Origin of the sequence: Franconibacter sp. IITDAS19 (genome assembly GCF_023079515.1) — a bacterium.
Classification (GTDB): domain Bacteria; phylum Pseudomonadota; class Gammaproteobacteria; order Enterobacterales; family Enterobacteriaceae; genus Franconibacter; species Franconibacter pulveris.
The window spans coordinates 752907-768886 of the sequence record NZ_JALJCP010000002.1; the positions used below are offsets into that span (position 1 = coordinate 752907).

A 15980-nucleotide genomic window follows, 5' to 3' on the forward strand; every position below is an offset into this window, starting at 1 on the left:
TGCCCGCAGCCAAGGAAATCATTTCCGAAAAAAATGCGCTTACCAGGGGATAAACTTGTTAATCGTGCAAATACCGCTGAAAAACTGAACATCCTGATCGCACATTACATTCAACATCTGCGTCCATAGCAATAAACAGGCCACCAGCACGGCCAGCAAAATAGCCCACCTGAATTTTTTCACTACCCTCTCCGCTTTTGTGCATTACCAGGGCAGCTTACCCCATGCACCTTAAACCAAAGGTCACTGTATCCTTAAGTGGTTAATTTAGGAATCATCGACTTGTTACGCAACGTAAAGAGCTGCAGGCTCAATAAAAAACAACGATATAAGGAGAAAAGGATGCGGACAATAGTAAGACTTGCTGGCCTCCTGGCGTTGGCCTGGCTGGCTCTTTTGTTCAGCGGATATGGGGTAATCATTTCCAGTACAGAAAACGCAGCGGGTATGGGACTGGAGTGTCGCTATCTGACTGCCCGCGATGTCGTGACCCGGCAATTTATTCATACCGACAGCGGCTTAATCGGCGTGACCGCCTGCCCGCTACTGCATAAAGTGGAAAAAGTGGTGGATTAAAAAATAAGCCGCAGACAGGCTGCGGCTTGTTTCTCAGAACGGATAGCTATTGTAGCCCATTTGCTCAGAGATTTTGCGGGCGGCGTTATGCAGGATTTCTACATACTCGTGCAGACGCTCTTCAGAAAAACGCAGCGTCGGGAAGGAGATGCTGAGGCCTGCGATGACCACGCCAAAGCGGTCGAATACCGGTACGGCAATGCAGCGCAGCCCTTCTTCCTGCTCTTCATTATCTTCGCCATACCCCTGCTCACGCACTTTATCCAGCACAGTCAGCAGCTCATCGGTACTGGTGATAGTGCGGGCCGTGCTGCGGGTGTATTCGACGCCGGAGAGGATCTGCTTTACCTCATCCCGGTCGCGCCAGGCGAGCAACACTTTACCAATCGCCGTGCTGTAAAGCGGGTTACGGCGGCCAATGCGCGAATACATGCGCAGGTTATACATAGAGTCGATTTTATGGATGTAAACGATGCTGTCTTCATCCAGCGCGCCCAGGTGAATCGTCTCTTTGGTAAGACGTGAAAGTTCACGCATCTGAATATCCGCGCTGCGGATAAGATCGACATTCTGTAAAGCGCGCGCGCCCAGTTCAAACAGTTTTAACGTCAGAGAATATTTTTCCGACTCGCCTTCCTGGGCAACATAACCCAACGATTTCATGGTCTGCAAAAAGCGGTAAACGGTGCTTTTTGACATCATGACGCGTTGCGACAACTCGGTGATACCAATTTCACGTTCTTCGCCCAGAGCCTGAAGAATGCCAAAGACCTTCAGAACCGAAGAGACGGAGTCCGGTTGTTTATCCAAATCTGCGATTGCCATTGATCACCTCAGATCGCATTTGTTTTATAAAAATCAGAACCGGTTTTTATTATAATTTCGCGCTACTTGTGCCGCAATGAATCTCTGCCCGTTGGTTACAAATCTGCGACATAAAACCGAAATAAAGTATGTCAAACTCCTCTTTTCCATCACTATTACAGAGACGCATCGAATTATGGTGTCAACAAAACCGCTCGCTGCGGGTAAACCGGTGGCGGAGGGGCTGCCTTTGCCGCAACGTTATGGGGCGATTTTAACCATCGCTATCGGGATCATGATGGCAGTGCTTGACGGCGCTATTGCAAATGTCGCGCTGCCAACCATTGCGCAGGATTTGCATGCTTCGGCGGCCAGCAGCATCTGGATAGTCAACGCTTACCAGATAGCCATTGTCATTTCACTGCTTTCGCTCTCTTTCCTCGGGGATATGATTGGCTACCGGAGGGTTTATCAGTGGGGTCTGGTAGTGTTCACGTTGACCTCGCTGTTTTGCGCCCTGTCGCACAGTCTGGAGATGCTGACCTTCGCCCGCGTGTTGCAAGGTTTTGGCGGCGCGGCGCTGATGAGTGTGAACACCGCGCTGATTCGTCTTATTTATCCCGCACGACATCTGGGCCGGGGCATGGGCATCAACTCCTTTATTGTTGCAGTCTCCTCTGCGGCAGGCCCAACAATTGCTGCGGCTATCCTCTCTGTAACAAACTGGCAATGGCTATTTTTGATCAACGTTCCGCCTGGGCTCGTGGCGCTGGTGCTGGCGTTACGCTTTTTGCCGCCAAATCCGCAGAAAGCCATGCAGCAACGCTTTGATTTGCCAAGCGCCGTGATGAATGCGCTGACTTTCGGCTTGCTTATTACCGCGCTTAGCGGTTTCGCTCAGGGGCAACCGCGAAGCTGGGTGCTTGCTGAACTGGCGGCGCTGCTGGTCGTCGGCGTTGTTTTTGTACGCCGTCAGTTGCGTCTGCCCGTACCGCTATTACCCATTGATCTGCTGCGTATTCCGCTTTTTTCGCTCTCTATCGGCACCTCGGTGTGCTCTTTTTGCGCCCAAATGCTGGCGATGGTCTCGCTGCCCTTCTTTTTACAAACGGTGTTGGGGCGCTCAGAGGTGGAGACGGGGTTGCTGCTGACGCCATGGCCGCTCGCCACGATGGTGATGGCGCCGCTGGCCGGGCATTTAATTGAACGAGTGCATGCGGGCCTGCTTGGCGCCGCTGGGCTTGCGATAATGGCCTGCGGGCTTTTCGCGTTGGCGCTACTGCCGCACAACCCAACCGATGCCGATATTATCTGGCGTATGGTGTTGTGCGGCGCGGGTTTTGGGCTTTTTCAGTCTCCTAACAACCACACGATTATCTCTTCTGCCCCCCGCCAGCGCAGCGGCGGTGCCAGCGGCATGCTGGGTACGGCGCGCCTGCTTGGGCAGAGCAGCGGTGCGGCGCTGGTGGCGCTGATGTTCAATCAGTTCGCTGGCGCGGGCACTCACGCTTCATTGCTGCTCGCAGGCGGGCTGGCGACGCTCGCCGCGATAATCAGCGGGCTTCGCGTTACTCAACCGCGCGTTGCATAAGCAAAAAAAAAAGCGTGCCCGAGGCACGCTTTTTCATTTACAGCGGCGGCAATTCCGTCCGCTTATTTCAGATACTGTCCGCTGCGCAGCGCTTCGATGCGTTTATCTAACGGCGGGTGCGTCATGAACAACTCGCTCAGGGATTTGGATTTCCCATTAATGCAGAACGCCATCATGCTGCTGGCTTCCTGCGGCTCGTAGCTGGTTTTCAGACGCTGAAGCGCGGCAATCATCTTCTCGCGGCCCACCAGTTTCGCCGAGCCCGCATCGGCGTGGAACTCGCGATAGCGGGAGAACCACATGGTAATGATGCTTGCAAGAATACCGAACACCAGTTCCAGTACGGTTGCGACAGCAAAATAGATAAGCGGGTTGCCGTTGCTCTCTTCACCCTCGTCGCGGTTGCCGCCAAGAAAACCGGCCGCAATCTGCGCAATAATACGAGAGATAAAGATAACGAAGGTGTTTACCACGCCCTGAATCAGCGTCATGGTCACCATATCGCCGTTCGCGATGTGGCTTATCTCATGGGCGATAACCGCTTCCGCTTCGCCACGGCTCATGTTCTGCAACAGCCCGGTGCTTACCGCCACCAGCGAAGCGTCTCGCCGCGCGCCCGTCGCAAAAGCGTTGATATCGGGCGCGTGGTAGATGGCCACCTGCGGCATAGCGATGCCCGCCTGACGTGACTGCTGGGCGACGGTATCCATCAGCCAGCGTTCTGTCTCATTACGCGGCTGCTCAATAACCTCTCCCCCTACCGAACGCAGCGCCATCCATTTGGACATCAGTAGCGAAACGAAGGATCCGCCGAAACCAAACAACAGCGCCATAATTAACAGCCCTTGCACGCTGCTGGACTGAATTCCTGTCAGGCTGAGCACCAGCCCGAAGACAACCATGACCGCAAGGTTGGTCAACAGGAAAAGCGCGATTCGCATCATAATTTTCTTTTTACCTCGGTTTAACAATACGCCTTATGCGGTTACACACATCGTAGGGTTCCGCGCGCCATTTTCAAGCGTAGCGCCAAAGCAAGTGCCTAAAAATACGTAACTTTACATTTTGTAGCATTTTGCTGACGGCGGTCATATAAAGGTAAAAAAACAGGCACATTTTCATGTGCCTGTTTGCGGTAGGATTATTGACTGGCTGCGGGTTTTTCCGGTGCTTTCGCCTTTTCCAGATGCGCCAGGTCAAGGGCGATATGGACGGTTTCATCCAGATACGGATCCGGCTCCTGGTAATCCTTAGGCAGATCCTCAAGCTTTGAAAGAGGCGGTTTGCCCGCACGCTTGTAGCGATCGTTAATACGCGCCAGGCGCGTCGCGTCCTCTTCCTGGTTCTCTTTCTCACGCTGGGCAAGATTGAGCGAAACCTGGTTACGCTTCTCTTTCAGCGCATTGAAACGCGCAATATCCTTAATGATGTACTGGAATTCCGGATCTTTAGCGATACGCTCATTGTGGTCTTTAAGCAGCTCCGGCCCAAACGGCGTCAGATCGCCAGACTTCACAAAGGTCGCCGCATTAATGCTATCCCATGGCAGCGCGTTATCCTCGAATTTCTCCCCGGTTTCGGTCTCTTCGTTACCGGTCGGCATCATGATATCCGGCGTCACGCCCTTACGCTGCGTGCTGCCGCCGTTGATGCGGTAGAATTTCTGGATGGTGTACTGCACGGACCCCAGCGCTGGCCATTCCGGACGCAGCATCTGATCGTAGATACGATTCAGTGAGCGATACTGCTGCACGGTGCCCTTGCCGAACGTCGGTTCGCCGACAATCAGTGCACGACCGTAATCCTGCATCGCCGCCGCAAAGATTTCCGAAGCGGAAGCGCTGAAGCGGTCGACCATCACCACCAGCGGGCCTTTGTAATAAACCACGCCGTCGTTGTCGCTATCTTCACGCACCTTGCCGTTGTTATCACGCACCTGCACAACCGGGCCGCCGGGTATAAACAGGCCGGAGAGCGAAACCGCTTCGGTCAACGCGCCGCCGCCGTTAGAGCGCAGGTCGATAATCACGCCGCTGACGTTCTGCTTCTCAAGCTTCTGCAGTTGCACTTTAACGTCATCGGTCAGACCGACATAGAAGCCAGGAATATCCAGTACGCCGATTTTCTCTTTGCCGACCGTTTTCACCGTCATTTTAACCGCGCGGTCTTCAAGACGAATACGCTCACGCGTAAGCGTAATGATCCGGGTCTTGGTGCCTTTACCTGCCGGCAGGATCTCCAGGCGCACTTTGCTGCCCTTAGGCCCTTTAATAAGCGCAACGACATCATCAAGACGCCAGCCGATCACATCCTGCATCTGCTGACCCACCTGCCCAACGCCTACGATACGGTCGCCAACGCTGATAGCCTTGCTTTTCGCCGCCGGGCCGCCCGCAACCATGGAATTGATTACGGTGTAATCTTCATCCATTTGCAACACGGCGCCGATCCCCTCCAGAGAGAGGCTCATTTCGGTGTTGAATTGCTCAGTATTACGCGGAGAAAGGTAGTTGGTATGCGGATCTATCTCATGAGCGAAGGCCGTCATCGCCAGGGAGAAGACATCTTCGCTGTTGGTTTGCGCCAGTCGACGAATGGCGAACTTGTAACGCTTGGTCAGCGTTTCGCGAATTTCTTTATCGCTTTTACCGGTGAGCTTCAGGCTCAGCTCGTCGAATTTGACTTTGCTGTCCCAGAGCTGGTTTAACGCTTCTTCGCTTTTCGGCCACGGCGCTTTGCTGCGGTCTACTTCAAAGGTGTCGTTACCGGTGAAATCCATCGGTCGTTCCAGCACCTTTAACGCGTACTGGTAACGTTCAAAACGGCGCTTCTGCGCGAGGTTATAGAGATCGTAGAAAACCTCCAGTTTCCCGGTGCGCAGCTCATCGCCGATTTCATTTTTCTTTTTTGAAAACTGTTCGACGTCGCTCGCCAGCAGAACGTTGTGGCTATAGTCCAGCAGGTTCAGATAGCGGTCGAAAATTTTTGCCGAAAAGGCGTTATCGAGGTCGAACTGGCGGTAATGAGAGCGGGTAAAACGGGAAGTAACGCGCTCGCTCACCGTTGCGTGCTGAGGCTCTTCTTTTAAAACTGGAATCTGGTCAGCACGAGTAATGTCGTCCACAGCCAGCGCCTGGCCTGCCATAAGCAGCAGGCCAGCGACGGCGGTGAGCTTAAAAAAAGTGTTCATGCCCTGGTTGACCTCCGTTTCAGAACAGTAAGTGTTCTGCGCGTACAATCATCGACATACCAGAAGTCAGCTGTACACGGACGCCATCTTTGGTGATTTCCTGCACGGTGGCATCCATCGCGTTATTGCCCGCCTTCACTTTGATAGCCTGCCCGACGGAGAGCGCAGAAATATCGGAAACGGGAGTATGGCGTTCTTCACGCGGCGCGCGCGGCGCTTTGTCCGCCGGTTTAGCCGCGCGAGGTTTGCGCTCGGCGTTCTCTTTACGACGAGGCGCAGGGCGCGGTTTACGCTCACGGCGCGGCGTCTCTTCGCCTTCGCCCGCGGCGGCAGCGGCTTCACGCTTTTTGGCCTGCTGTTCGGCGCGCTGGGCCTGAACGCGCGCCTTCGCTTCTTCAAGCTGCTGACGAGCATGCTCGACATGCTGTTCGTCCAGCTCGCCGCACGGGTTGCCATCAAGATCCACGCGAGTCGCGCCCGCCTTGATGCCGTGCAGATAGCGCCAGCTTGAAGTGTAAAGACGTAATGCGGAACGAAGCTGCGTTTTGCTGAGGTTCATCTCGCCCTCAACGCGCGCGACCAAATCCTGAAAGATACCAATCTTCAGAGGACGCGCTTCACCTTCGGCGCTGAAGCACTGAGGAAAACGCTCAGCCAGAAAGGCGATAACTTCTTTACTGCTATTCAACTTAGGTTGATTTTCCATGAAATTTCCTGATTACAACGGATGTTGCCAACAAGCCGCAGGCATGAACAGGCGTCATTATAATGACGCCATCGCTAAATGCCACGTTATCCGTTGTTTATCATGCGAACGTCGCAAAGAATTTTTTAAAATCGGTGCCGGCGATGACCTTCTCAAGGTGTCCTGCCAGCTCCCGCAACCCTTGCTCATCGTCAGCATCGAAGCGGTTAAAGAGGGTACTGTCGATATCAAGCACGCCGATAGTCTGGTTCTCAATCCGCAGCGGCAGGACGATTTCCGCGTTGCTTGCGGCATCGCAGGCGATATGGCCGTCGAAAGCGTGCACATCGTCAACGCGCTGCACTTCGCCAGTGGCGACTGCCGTCCCGCAGACGCCGCGGCCTACCGGAATGCGCACGCAGGCGATTTTGCCCTGAAAGGGACCGAGCACCAGCGTATCGCCTTCCAGCAGATAGAAACCTGCCCAGTTAACGCCTTCGAGGCGTTCGAAAAGCAGCGCGCTGGTGTTCGCGAGCGTTGCCAGGAAACTGGTTTCCCCTGCCATCAGTGCCTGAAAATCGCGGTTCAAATCCGCATAAAAGTCTGTTTTGTTCATTGTTTGTTCACTTAGTGTCTAACTTAATTGCTGGCTTATTAAAATAAGCATTAAATGCGTTCATGCTCAAGATGAATCATTTCATGCGTTAATATATAGAAACCTGATAAAAAGAATTGACCTGGATGGCTCTTAAATCTACCGCGGCGCCAGCTCGCAAAAAATTAAAGGTTCACGCCATCGGCGAACCGTTGCCTTACGAACACTATCAACGTTGCCCGCAATGCGACATGCTTTTTTTGTTGCCGGTAGTGTCATCCCGTCAGACGGCGCACTGTCCGCGCTGCGACGCGAAGATCCGTGACGGACGCGACTGGTCGCTGACTCGCCTGGCGGCGATGGCTACCACCATGCTGATGCTGATGCCGTTCGCCTGGGGCGAGCCGCTGCTGCGCCTCTATCTGCTCGGCACGCGCATCGACGCTAACCTGATGCAAGGCATCTGGCAGATGGCGCGCCAGGGCGATACGCTCACCGCGGCGATGGTGCTGTTCTGCGCCGTAGGCGCGCCCGCGACCCTTGTCGCCTCTATCGCCTGGCTCTGGTTCGGTAATATTCTCGGCATGAATTTGCGCCCGGTGTTGCTGATGCTCGACAGGCTCAAAGAGTGGGTGATGCTGGATATTTATCTGGTGGGGATAGGCGTCGCCTCAATCAAGGTGCGCGATTACGCCTGGCTTGAACCCAGCATCGGTCTGCTCGCCTTCGTGGCGCTGGTTATCTTAAGCGTGATGACGATAATTCATCTCAACGTCGAGCAACTCTGGGAGCGTTTTTATCCCCAGCGGCCCACCACTCGCCTGCAGGAAAATATCCGCGTCTGCCTGGGCTGTCATTACACCGGCGTGCCGGACCGGCGAGGCCGTTGCCCGCGCTGCCATATCCCCCTGCGCGCGCGTCGTCGGCACAGCATTCAAAAAAGCTGGGCTGCGCTTATCGCCGCGCTGGTGCTGTTATTGCCTGCCAATCTGCTGCCAATCTCAGTGATTTACATTAACGGCGGACGGCAGGAAGACACCATTATGTCGGGCATTATTTCGCTCGCGGACAGCAATATCGCCGTCGCGGGCGTGGTGTTTATCGCCAGTATTCTGGTGCCGTTTACAAAAGTTATCGTGTTGCTGACGCTGCTTGTCAGCATCCATTTTAAATGCCAGCAGGGCCTGAGGACCCGCATACTTCTGCTGCGTCTTGTGACCTGGATTGGTCGCTGGTCGATGCTGGATCTGTTTGTTATTTCAATCACCATGTCGCTGGTGAATCGTGACCAGCTGCTGGCGTTTACGATGGGACCCGCTGCGTTTTATTTCGGCGCAGCGGTGATTTTGACTATTCTTGCAGTTGAATGGCTGGACAGCCGCTTACTTTGGGACGCACATGAGTCAGGAAATGCCCGCTTCACAGACTGAAGCGCGAATTAAAACAAAACGCCGTATTTCGCCGTTCTGGTTGCTGCCGGTTATTGCGCTTCTGATCGCAGGCTGGCTTATCTGGACTACTTATGAAGAGCGCGGCACCACCGTCACTATTGATTTTATGTCGGCCGACGGCATCGTCGCCGGCCGCACTCCCGTGCGTTATCAGGGGGTAGAGGTCGGCACGGTGCAGGATATTCGTTTAAGCGACGATCTTAATAAAATTGAAGTTACCGTCAGCATCAAAAACGACATGAAAGACGCGCTGCGCGATCAAACCCAGTTCTGGCTGGTTACGCCTAAAGCGTCGCTTGCCGGGATTTCCGGGCTCGATGCGCTGGTGGGCGGTAACTATATCGGCATGATGCCTGGCAAAGGCGAACCGCAGGATCACTTCACTGCGCTTGATACGCAACCCAAATACCGGCTGAACAACGGCGAGCTGATGATTCACCTGCAGGCGCCCGATCTCGGTTCGCTGAACAGCGGCTCGCTGGTTTACTACCGTAAAATTCCGGTCGGCCGCGTCTATGACTATGCTATTAACACCAATAAGCAGGGCGTCACCATTGATGTGCTTATCGAGCGGCGCTTCACCAACCTTGTGAAAAAAGGCAGCCGCTTCTGGAACGTTTCAGGCGTGAAGGCCGATGTCGGCTTAAGCGGCGCGCAGGTGCAGCTTGAGAGCCTGGCGGCGCTGGTCAACGGCGCTATCGCGTTTGACTCGCCGCCCGATTCCGCCCGCGCCGAGCAGAACGATGAGTTCGGTCTGTATGAAGACCTCGCGCACAGCCAGCGCGGCGTTATCGTCCGGCTTGATTTACCGAGTGGCGCAGGGCTTAAGGCAGACAGCACGCCGCTGATGTATCAGGGGCTTGAGGTAGGTACGCTCACCAAACTCAACCTTAACCCGGGCGGCGCGGTGACCGGGGAAATGACCGTCGACCCAAGCGTGGTTAACCTGCTGCGCGACGGCACGCGCATTGAACTCAAGAGCCCCAAACTCTCGCTTAACAATCCAAACGTCAGCACCCTGCTGACCGGCAGCACGTTCGAACTGGTGCCGGGCGAAGGCAAGCCGCGCAACCATTTTGTCGTGCTGCCCGCCGACAAAACGCCATTGCAGCAGCCGAACGTGTTGACCCTCACGCTGACCGCGCCGGAAAGCTACGGCATCGACGCCGGCCAGCCGCTCATTTTGCACGGCATCCAGATAGGCCAGGTGCTGGAGCGCTCGCTTTCCGCAAAGGGCGTGAGCTTCTCCGCGGCTATCGACCCACAGTATCGCGACCTGGTGAAAGGCGACAGCAAATTCGTGGTCAACAGCCGCGTGGATGTAAAAGTCGGCCTTGATGGCGTGGAGTTCCTCGGCGCCAGCGCAGCCGAGTGGATTAACGGCGGCATTCGCGTGCTGCCGGGCAGCAAAGGCGAAATGAAAGAAACGTATCCGCTTTTCGCCAATCTGGAAAAAGCGGTGGAAAATAGCCTGAGCGACCTGCCCACGACCACGCTTACCTTAACCGCCGACAGCCTCCCGGATGTGCAGGCGGGTTCTGTGGTGCTCTATCGGAAGTTTGAAGTGGGCGAAGTTATTACCGTTCGCCCGCGCGCCAACGCGTTTGACATCGAAGTTCACATCAAGCCCGAATATAAAAATCTGCTGACGCAGAACAGTGTGTTCTGGGCCGAAGGAGGCGCGAAAGTGCAGCTTAACGGCAGCGGCCTGACCGTGCAGGCTTCGCCGCTCTCCCGTGCGCTGAAAGGGGCTATCAGTTTCGATAACCTGAGCGGCGCGGGAGCGGGCATGTCTAAAAACGACAAGCGTATCCTCTATCCTTCGGAAACCGCCGCGCGCGCGGTGGGCAGCCAAATTACGCTGCACGCCTTTGATGCAGGCAAGCTCGCCGCAGGCATGCCGATTCGCTATCTCGGCATTAATATCGGTCAGATTGAGTCGCTGGATTTGATTACCGAGCGCAGCGAAGTGCAGGCCACCGCCGTGCTTTATCCGGAGTATGTAAAAACCTTCGCCCGCGCTGGCACCCGTTTTTCCGTGGTGACGCCGCAGATTTCCGCCGCAGGCGTTGAGCATCTCGACACCATTCTGCAGCCGTATATCAACGTCGAGCCGGGACGCGGCAAGGCGCTGCGCGACTTTGAGCTGCAGGAGACCACCATTACCGATTCGCGCTACCTTGACGGCCTGAGCATTGTGGTGGAAGCGCCGGAAGCAGGCTCGCTGAATATCGGCACGCCGGTGCTGTTCCGCGGCATGGAGGTGGGCACGGTGACCGGGCTTGCACTGGGCAGCCTTTCGGATCGCGTGATGGTTTCAATGCGTATCAGCAAGCGTTACCAGCATCTGGTGCGCGAGAACTCCGTGTTCTGGCTCGCTTCCGGCTACAGCCTCGACTTCGGCCTGACGGGGGGCGTGGTGAAAACCGGCACCTTCAATCAGTTCATCCGCGGCGGCATCGCTTTCGCCACGCCGCCGGGCACGCCGCTTGCGCCTAAAGCGCAATCCGGTAAGCACTTCCTGCTGGAAGAGAGCGAGCCGAAAGAGTGGCGTCAATGGGGCACCGCGCTGCCCCGCTAACCCTCTCGCCCCGGTGTCACGCCGGGGCGATTGTGCTACACTTCGCGCCCTCTTTTCCTGTATACGGGGTGAACTGTGGCGCAATCCGCTTCCGCTTATCTGCCTGAGGCTTTTCTTTCTGTTATCCGCGAAGCGATGCCTGAAGCGCTGTCGCTCGACGATTTTATCGCCGCCTGTCAGCGCCCGCTGCGCCGCAGCATCCGCATCAATACCTTAAAAATTAGCGTTAGCGACTTTCTTCAACGGGTCGCGCCTTATGGCTGGCAGCTCACGCCGGTTCCCTGGTGTGAAGAGGGCTTCTGGATAGATCGTGACGAAACGTCGCTGCCGCTTGGCAGCACGGCGGAGCATCTGAGCGGGCTGTTTTATATTCAGGAAGCGAGTTCGATGTTGCCTGTCGCCGCGCTTTTCGCGGACGGCAACGCGCCGCAGCGCGTCATGGACGTAGCGGCCGCGCCCGGCTCGAAGACCACGCAGATTGCGGCCCGAATGCAAAACGAAGGGGCGATTCTGGCCAATGAATACTCGGCCAGCCGCGTAAAAGTGCTGCACGCCAACCTTAGCCGCTGCGGCGTTGCGAATGTGGCGCTCACCCATTTCGACGGCCGCGTCTTCGGCGCGGCGCTGCCGGAAGCTTTCGACGCCATCCTGCTGGATGCGCCCTGCTCCGGTGAAGGGGTGGTGCGAAAAGACCCGGATGCGCTGCGCAACTGGTCGGTCGAAAGCAACCATGAAATCGCCGCTACCCAGCGCGAGCTTATCGACAGCGCGTTTCACGCGCTGCGTCCCGGCGGCACGCTGGTCTATTCAACCTGCACCCTGAACCGGGAGGAGAACCAGGCGGTCTGCCTGTGGCTGCTCTCCCGCTATCCGCAGGCGGTAGAAATTGTGCCGCTGGATGGACTTTTCCCCGAAGCGGGAAAAGCGTTGACGCCGGAAGGTTTTTTGCATGTTTTCCCGCAGGTTTACGACTGCGAAGGCTTCTTTGTCGCGCGCCTGCGTAAAACCGCATCGGTCGACGCACTGCCGAAGCCGAAATATAAGGTAGGGACGTTCCCCTTTAGCCCGCTTAAGGGGCGCGAAGCGCGTGAAGTGGCAAACGCCGCGGCGGGCGTGGGGCTCGAGTGGGACGAGACGCTCCAGCTCTGGCAGCGCGATAAAGAGGTCTGGCTTTTCCCGGCGGATATTGAACCGCTTATCGGCCAGGTCCGTTTTTCCCGCATCGGTCTGCGCCTGGCCGAACGCTTTAATAAAGGTTTTCGCTGGCAGCACGAGGCGGTAGTGGCGCTCGCCGGAACTGGCAATAAACTGGCTTTTGAGCTTAGCTTAGAAGAAGCGGGCGAATGGTATCGCGGCCGCGATATCTGGCCTGCGAACCCGCCTTCGGCGGATGAAGTCATCGTGACGTTTCAGGCGCAGCCGTTGGGACTCGCCAAACGCGTAGGCTCCCGCCTGAAAAACAGTTACCCGCGCGAACTGGTGCGCGACGGCGTATTATTCAGCGAGCTGAACGGATTCGTCTAAAAAATCGACGCCTTTAATTTGGCACTTTTTGCACAAAGGTCTACCCTGAAAAGGGAGGCCTTTACTGGTCATACCACCTGCAAACAGCCCAAGGGAGAGCGTTATGACAAAAACCAGTGTAAAAATCGGCACTTTCGAGATTGACGATGCCGAACTGCACGGCGAGCAGCAAGGCGATCGAACGTTAAGCATTCCGTGTAAATCTGACCCGGATCTCTGCATGCAGCTTGATGCGTGGGACGCCGAAACCAGCATTCCCGCCCTGCTCAATGGCGAACACTCCGTACTCTACCGCGTACATTACGACCAACAAGCCGATGCCTGGATCATGCGTCTTGCCTGATTCCAAAAGAACCCGTCGCCCAGACGGGTTATTTAATCCGACATTTTCCCCGCCCTCTCCCGCTTCCCCTACACTTAATAGCCAGGCTGTTGATTTGAGGACGCTATGTTCGCTTTGGTTCTGTTTATTTGTTATCTCGACGGGGGATGTGACGATATCGTCATTGACGTTTTTAATACTGAACAGCAGTGCCTGCAGGCGATGGACGAACAGCGGCTGCGTCACGGCGGCTGCTATCCGGTTGAGGATTTTATCGACGGATTCTGGCGCCCGGCGCAAGAGTATAGCGACTTTTAATTATTGCACCTGCACCAGCGTCAGCCGGTTGCCAAACACCGCGCCCGTATCGATATAGTGCTGATTCGCGAAGTCGAGCGGCGTTTTCAGCGGCGTATGGCCGAAATAGAACGCATCCGCGCCGGCGATGCTCCCACCCTGCCCGCGCATATGACGGTTAAGACGGTCGCGGCTCCACACCACCTGATGTTCATCCACGGGCTGCTGCCAGCGATACTGCGCGCTGGGATAATCGGCATGGGCTATGACGATGGTCTGCCCGTTCGCATGCAGTTCAATAATCAGCGGCAGTTTCTCGCAGCTCAGCAACAGCGGCTTTACGTTGGCCTGAGCCGTTTCGGAAAGTTTCGCAAACCACGCGCCGCCGTTTAGCCACCATAACTGCCGGTCCCCCTCCCGCAGCGCATCAAGCGCCATCTCCTCATGGTTGCCGCGTACGGCAAAAAACCAGGGGCGGTTGAGCAGCCTAAGACAGCCAGGGCTATCCGGCCCGCGATCAATCAAATCGCCTACCGAGATAACCATATCCTGCCAGGGATCGAAATGGTGCGCGCGCAGCGCCGCGGCGAAAGCATTCAGACAACCGTGCAGGTCGCCCACGATAAACACATGCCGCCATTGCGAACCATCAATACGCTGATACATATAACCTCCATGACGTCATGCAAGTATAGCTGCACGATATTGTGGAAAAGGATTGATGGCACGTCCGGGGAATAAAACAGCCCGCGTTATCGGGAAATAAAGCCTGCGCTGAAAATGGCTGCGTTAATAAAAAAGAGTGACCCCGGCGAGAGTAGTGCCGGGGCATTTTAATAAAACGGTGAATGCGATGGGTTATTCAGGAATGCGCAGCACCTGGCCTGGATAAATTTTATCCGGGCTGGTCAGCATCGGTTTATTAGCTTCAAAAATCTTATTGTACTGATTCGCATCGCCGTAAACCTGCTTCGAAATAGCGCTCAGCGTATCGCCCGATTTCACCGTATAAAACTGGCTTTCTTTCGTGGGCGTGGCGGCTTTAACCTGATCGTCCACGCTGGCAATACCGGCGATATTGCCGACCGCGACAAGGATCTTCTCTTTCGCTTCCTGGCTCAGTCCGTCACCGGTCACGGTGGCCTTGCCATCGGCGACCTGCACGTTGACCTTATCCGCGTCCGGAATGCCGGTTTTGGCTAAGTGATCCTGCACTTTTTTCGCCTGCTCTTCCTTGTCATGATTGCCGGATACCGTATCCCAAAGCTTTTCACCCGCCTCTTTCACAAAATTAAAAAGACCCATTTTTACCTCTCTTATATCCAGTGAGTTCTCCTAAAGCGTAGCAGAAAATAGATCGGCAACGCGCCGCTTTGTTATATTCGGACACACCTCGTTACCGGTTGGCTTATATTGCACACAAATGCTCAGCAGCCGCTCCGTTATAAACGAAGCGGCTGGCAACGGCCCAAAAAATAGTCGGAAAGGCGCGTTAATGATTGATGAAAATAACGGTTGGCTTTCGATAGCACGGTTTGTTCCGGCGGGGCTTGCCTTGCGCACGGGCCTGCCCCGCCCTCGCGTGCGGCGCTCTCTCGCTTCCTGAAGCCGTCAATAAAAGCGTAAAAAGGCGGAAAAGTAGTTGGAGGCGAGCGCAAAAACGTTTAGATTGCTTTAACAAAGCGAACGGGGAAAACGCGGAGAGTCGTGCGCTAAACCGCCGGGACCAGGGAATGATTCGCATCGCCTTGCTTAAAAGGCGGATAAAAAAAGACCGAATACGATTCCTGTATTCGGTCCAGGGAAATGGCTCTTGGGAGAGAGCCGTGCGCTAAAAGTTGGCATTAATGCAGGCTAAGTCGCCTTGCACTTTAAGGATAGATTACGGCGTGAGGTTTTCCAGTCCGCGACAAATGCAGCCTGAAAAAAACCTCACGTAACGTGATTAATTATAAAAAAACCGCAACGTCTGCCCTCAGGGCCGTTGCGGTTTTTTTATATATACAGCCTGAACAAGGCTTAGCAGAGCTTTTGTGCGCGCTCGATAAAAGGCGCCAGACTCATCTTCTCGCCCGGTTTAGCCGGATCATCAGCCTGAATAATCGTAATCGGCTGACCGCTGGTCTTCCCTTCTTTTACCTGACGCTCGGCAATGTCATTTAGCGGATATTGCATCAGCGTGCTGGGGTTAATGGCGAACAGCGCATTGCCCGGACGGCAGGTCAGCATGACCTCTTCGCGGGTGAAGGCCCATTTATCCTTGCCCATTTCAAACCGGCTGACCGTAATAATTTGCGTCGCCAGCGCCATTCCGGAACAGGAAAGGAGCAGCAACGCGAGTAACGTTTTTTTCATCGAAGTTTC

16 protein-coding genes are annotated in these 15980 nt (G+C 55.4%); 7 read left to right on the forward strand and 9 right to left on the reverse strand.

Translation table 11 applies throughout. The annotated features are described in order from the left end of the window. Positions 1-39: 39 nt before the first annotated feature. A complete protein-coding gene (gene mgrB, locus MT962_RS09440) occupies positions 40-183 on the reverse strand; it encodes a PhoP/PhoQ regulator MgrB (RefSeq protein WP_024555743.1) in 144 nt (47 codons plus the stop codon). A gap of 159 nt (positions 184-342) precedes the next feature. Between mgrB and MT962_RS09445 the strand changes: the two genes are divergently transcribed. After that, positions 343-576 (forward strand): YobH family protein, encoded by a 234-nt coding sequence (locus MT962_RS09445; RefSeq protein WP_024555744.1) that lies wholly within the window; start codon positions 343-345, stop codon positions 574-576. A gap of 33 nt (positions 577-609) precedes the next feature. Here the strand turns inward: MT962_RS09445 and kdgR are convergent, their stop codons facing one another. Further along, the gene (kdgR, locus tag MT962_RS09450; protein WP_024555745.1) at positions 610-1401 is read right to left on the reverse strand and encodes a DNA-binding transcriptional regulator KdgR; all 792 of its coding nucleotides are present in this window, start codon (positions 1399-1401) and stop codon (positions 610-612) included. Positions 1402-1576: 175 nt separating this feature from the next. Between kdgR and MT962_RS09455 the strand changes: the two genes are divergently transcribed. Continuing rightward, positions 1577-2971, forward strand: coding sequence for an MFS transporter (locus tag MT962_RS09455; protein ID WP_024561627.1), 1395 nt, complete (start codon positions 1577-1579; stop codon positions 2969-2971). A 62-nt stretch (positions 2972-3033) separates the two neighbouring features. Here the strand turns inward: MT962_RS09455 and htpX are convergent, their stop codons facing one another. The 4 genes from htpX to MT962_RS09475 all read right to left on the reverse strand — a co-directional run bounded on the left by htpX (position 3034) and on the right by MT962_RS09475 (position 7462). Next, positions 3034-3915 carry a protease HtpX gene (htpX, locus tag MT962_RS09460; protein ID WP_024555747.1) on the reverse strand — a complete coding sequence of 294 codons (882 nt, stop codon included), beginning with the start codon at positions 3913-3915 and terminating at the stop codon, positions 3034-3036. A gap of 197 nt (positions 3916-4112) precedes the next feature. Further along, the gene (prc, locus tag MT962_RS09465) at positions 4113-6161 is read right to left on the reverse strand and encodes a carboxy terminal-processing peptidase (RefSeq protein WP_024555748.1); all 2049 of its coding nucleotides are present in this window, start codon (positions 6159-6161) and stop codon (positions 4113-4115) included. Positions 6162-6180: 19 nt separating this feature from the next. Beyond that, positions 6181-6867 (reverse strand): RNA chaperone ProQ, encoded by a 687-nt coding sequence (gene proQ, locus MT962_RS09470; RefSeq protein WP_028019878.1) that lies wholly within the window; start codon positions 6865-6867, stop codon positions 6181-6183. A gap of 100 nt (positions 6868-6967) precedes the next feature. After that, on the reverse strand, positions 6968-7462 hold the full coding sequence (locus MT962_RS09475; protein ID WP_024555750.1) for a GAF domain-containing protein: 495 nt from the start codon (positions 7460-7462) through the stop codon (positions 6968-6970). A gap of 125 nt (positions 7463-7587) precedes the next feature. Here MT962_RS09475 and yebS point away from each other — a divergent pair, with 125 nt between their 5' ends. The 5 genes from yebS to MT962_RS09500 all read left to right on the forward strand — a co-directional run bounded on the left by yebS (position 7588) and on the right by MT962_RS09500 (position 13637). Beyond that, complete coding sequence (gene yebS, locus MT962_RS09480) at positions 7588-8871, forward strand: membrane integrity lipid transport subunit YebS (protein WP_247365470.1); 1284 nt, start codon at positions 7588-7590, stop codon at positions 8869-8871. Then, the gene (locus MT962_RS09485; RefSeq protein ID WP_024555752.1) at positions 8840-11473 is read left to right on the forward strand and encodes a PqiB family protein; all 2634 of its coding nucleotides are present in this window, start codon (positions 8840-8842) and stop codon (positions 11471-11473) included. Before yebS ends, MT962_RS09485 begins: the two co-directional genes overlap by 32 nt. A 75-nt stretch (positions 11474-11548) precedes the next feature. Further along, on the forward strand, positions 11549-12997 hold the full coding sequence (gene rsmF, locus MT962_RS09490; RefSeq protein ID WP_247365471.1) for a 16S rRNA (cytosine(1407)-C(5))-methyltransferase RsmF: 1449 nt from the start codon (positions 11549-11551) through the stop codon (positions 12995-12997). 103 nt (positions 12998-13100) lie between these two features. Continuing rightward, positions 13101-13340, forward strand: coding sequence for a YebV family protein (locus tag MT962_RS09495; RefSeq protein ID WP_024553311.1), 240 nt, complete (start codon positions 13101-13103; stop codon positions 13338-13340). 105 nt (positions 13341-13445) lie between these two features. Continuing rightward, positions 13446-13637: a YebW family protein gene (locus tag MT962_RS09500; protein ID WP_024555754.1), complete on the forward strand. Its 192-nt coding sequence runs from the start codon at positions 13446-13448 to the stop codon at positions 13635-13637. On the opposite strand, the gene MT962_RS09505 is transcribed toward MT962_RS09500, so the two are convergent. The 3 genes from MT962_RS09505 to MT962_RS09515 form a co-directional block, all read right to left on the reverse strand. Beyond that, on the reverse strand, positions 13638-14282 hold the full coding sequence (locus tag MT962_RS09505; RefSeq protein WP_024560716.1) for a metallophosphoesterase: 645 nt from the start codon (positions 14280-14282) through the stop codon (positions 13638-13640). 192 nt (positions 14283-14474) lie between these two features. Then, entirely contained in the window at positions 14475-14921 is a 447-nt protein-coding gene (lysM, locus tag MT962_RS09510; protein ID WP_024555756.1) for a peptidoglycan-binding protein LysM, read from the reverse strand. 714 nt (positions 14922-15635) lie between these two features. Next, positions 15636-15971, reverse strand: coding sequence for a YebY family protein (locus MT962_RS09515; RefSeq protein WP_024555757.1), 336 nt, complete (start codon positions 15969-15971; stop codon positions 15636-15638). Positions 15972-15980: the final 9 nt, after the last annotated feature.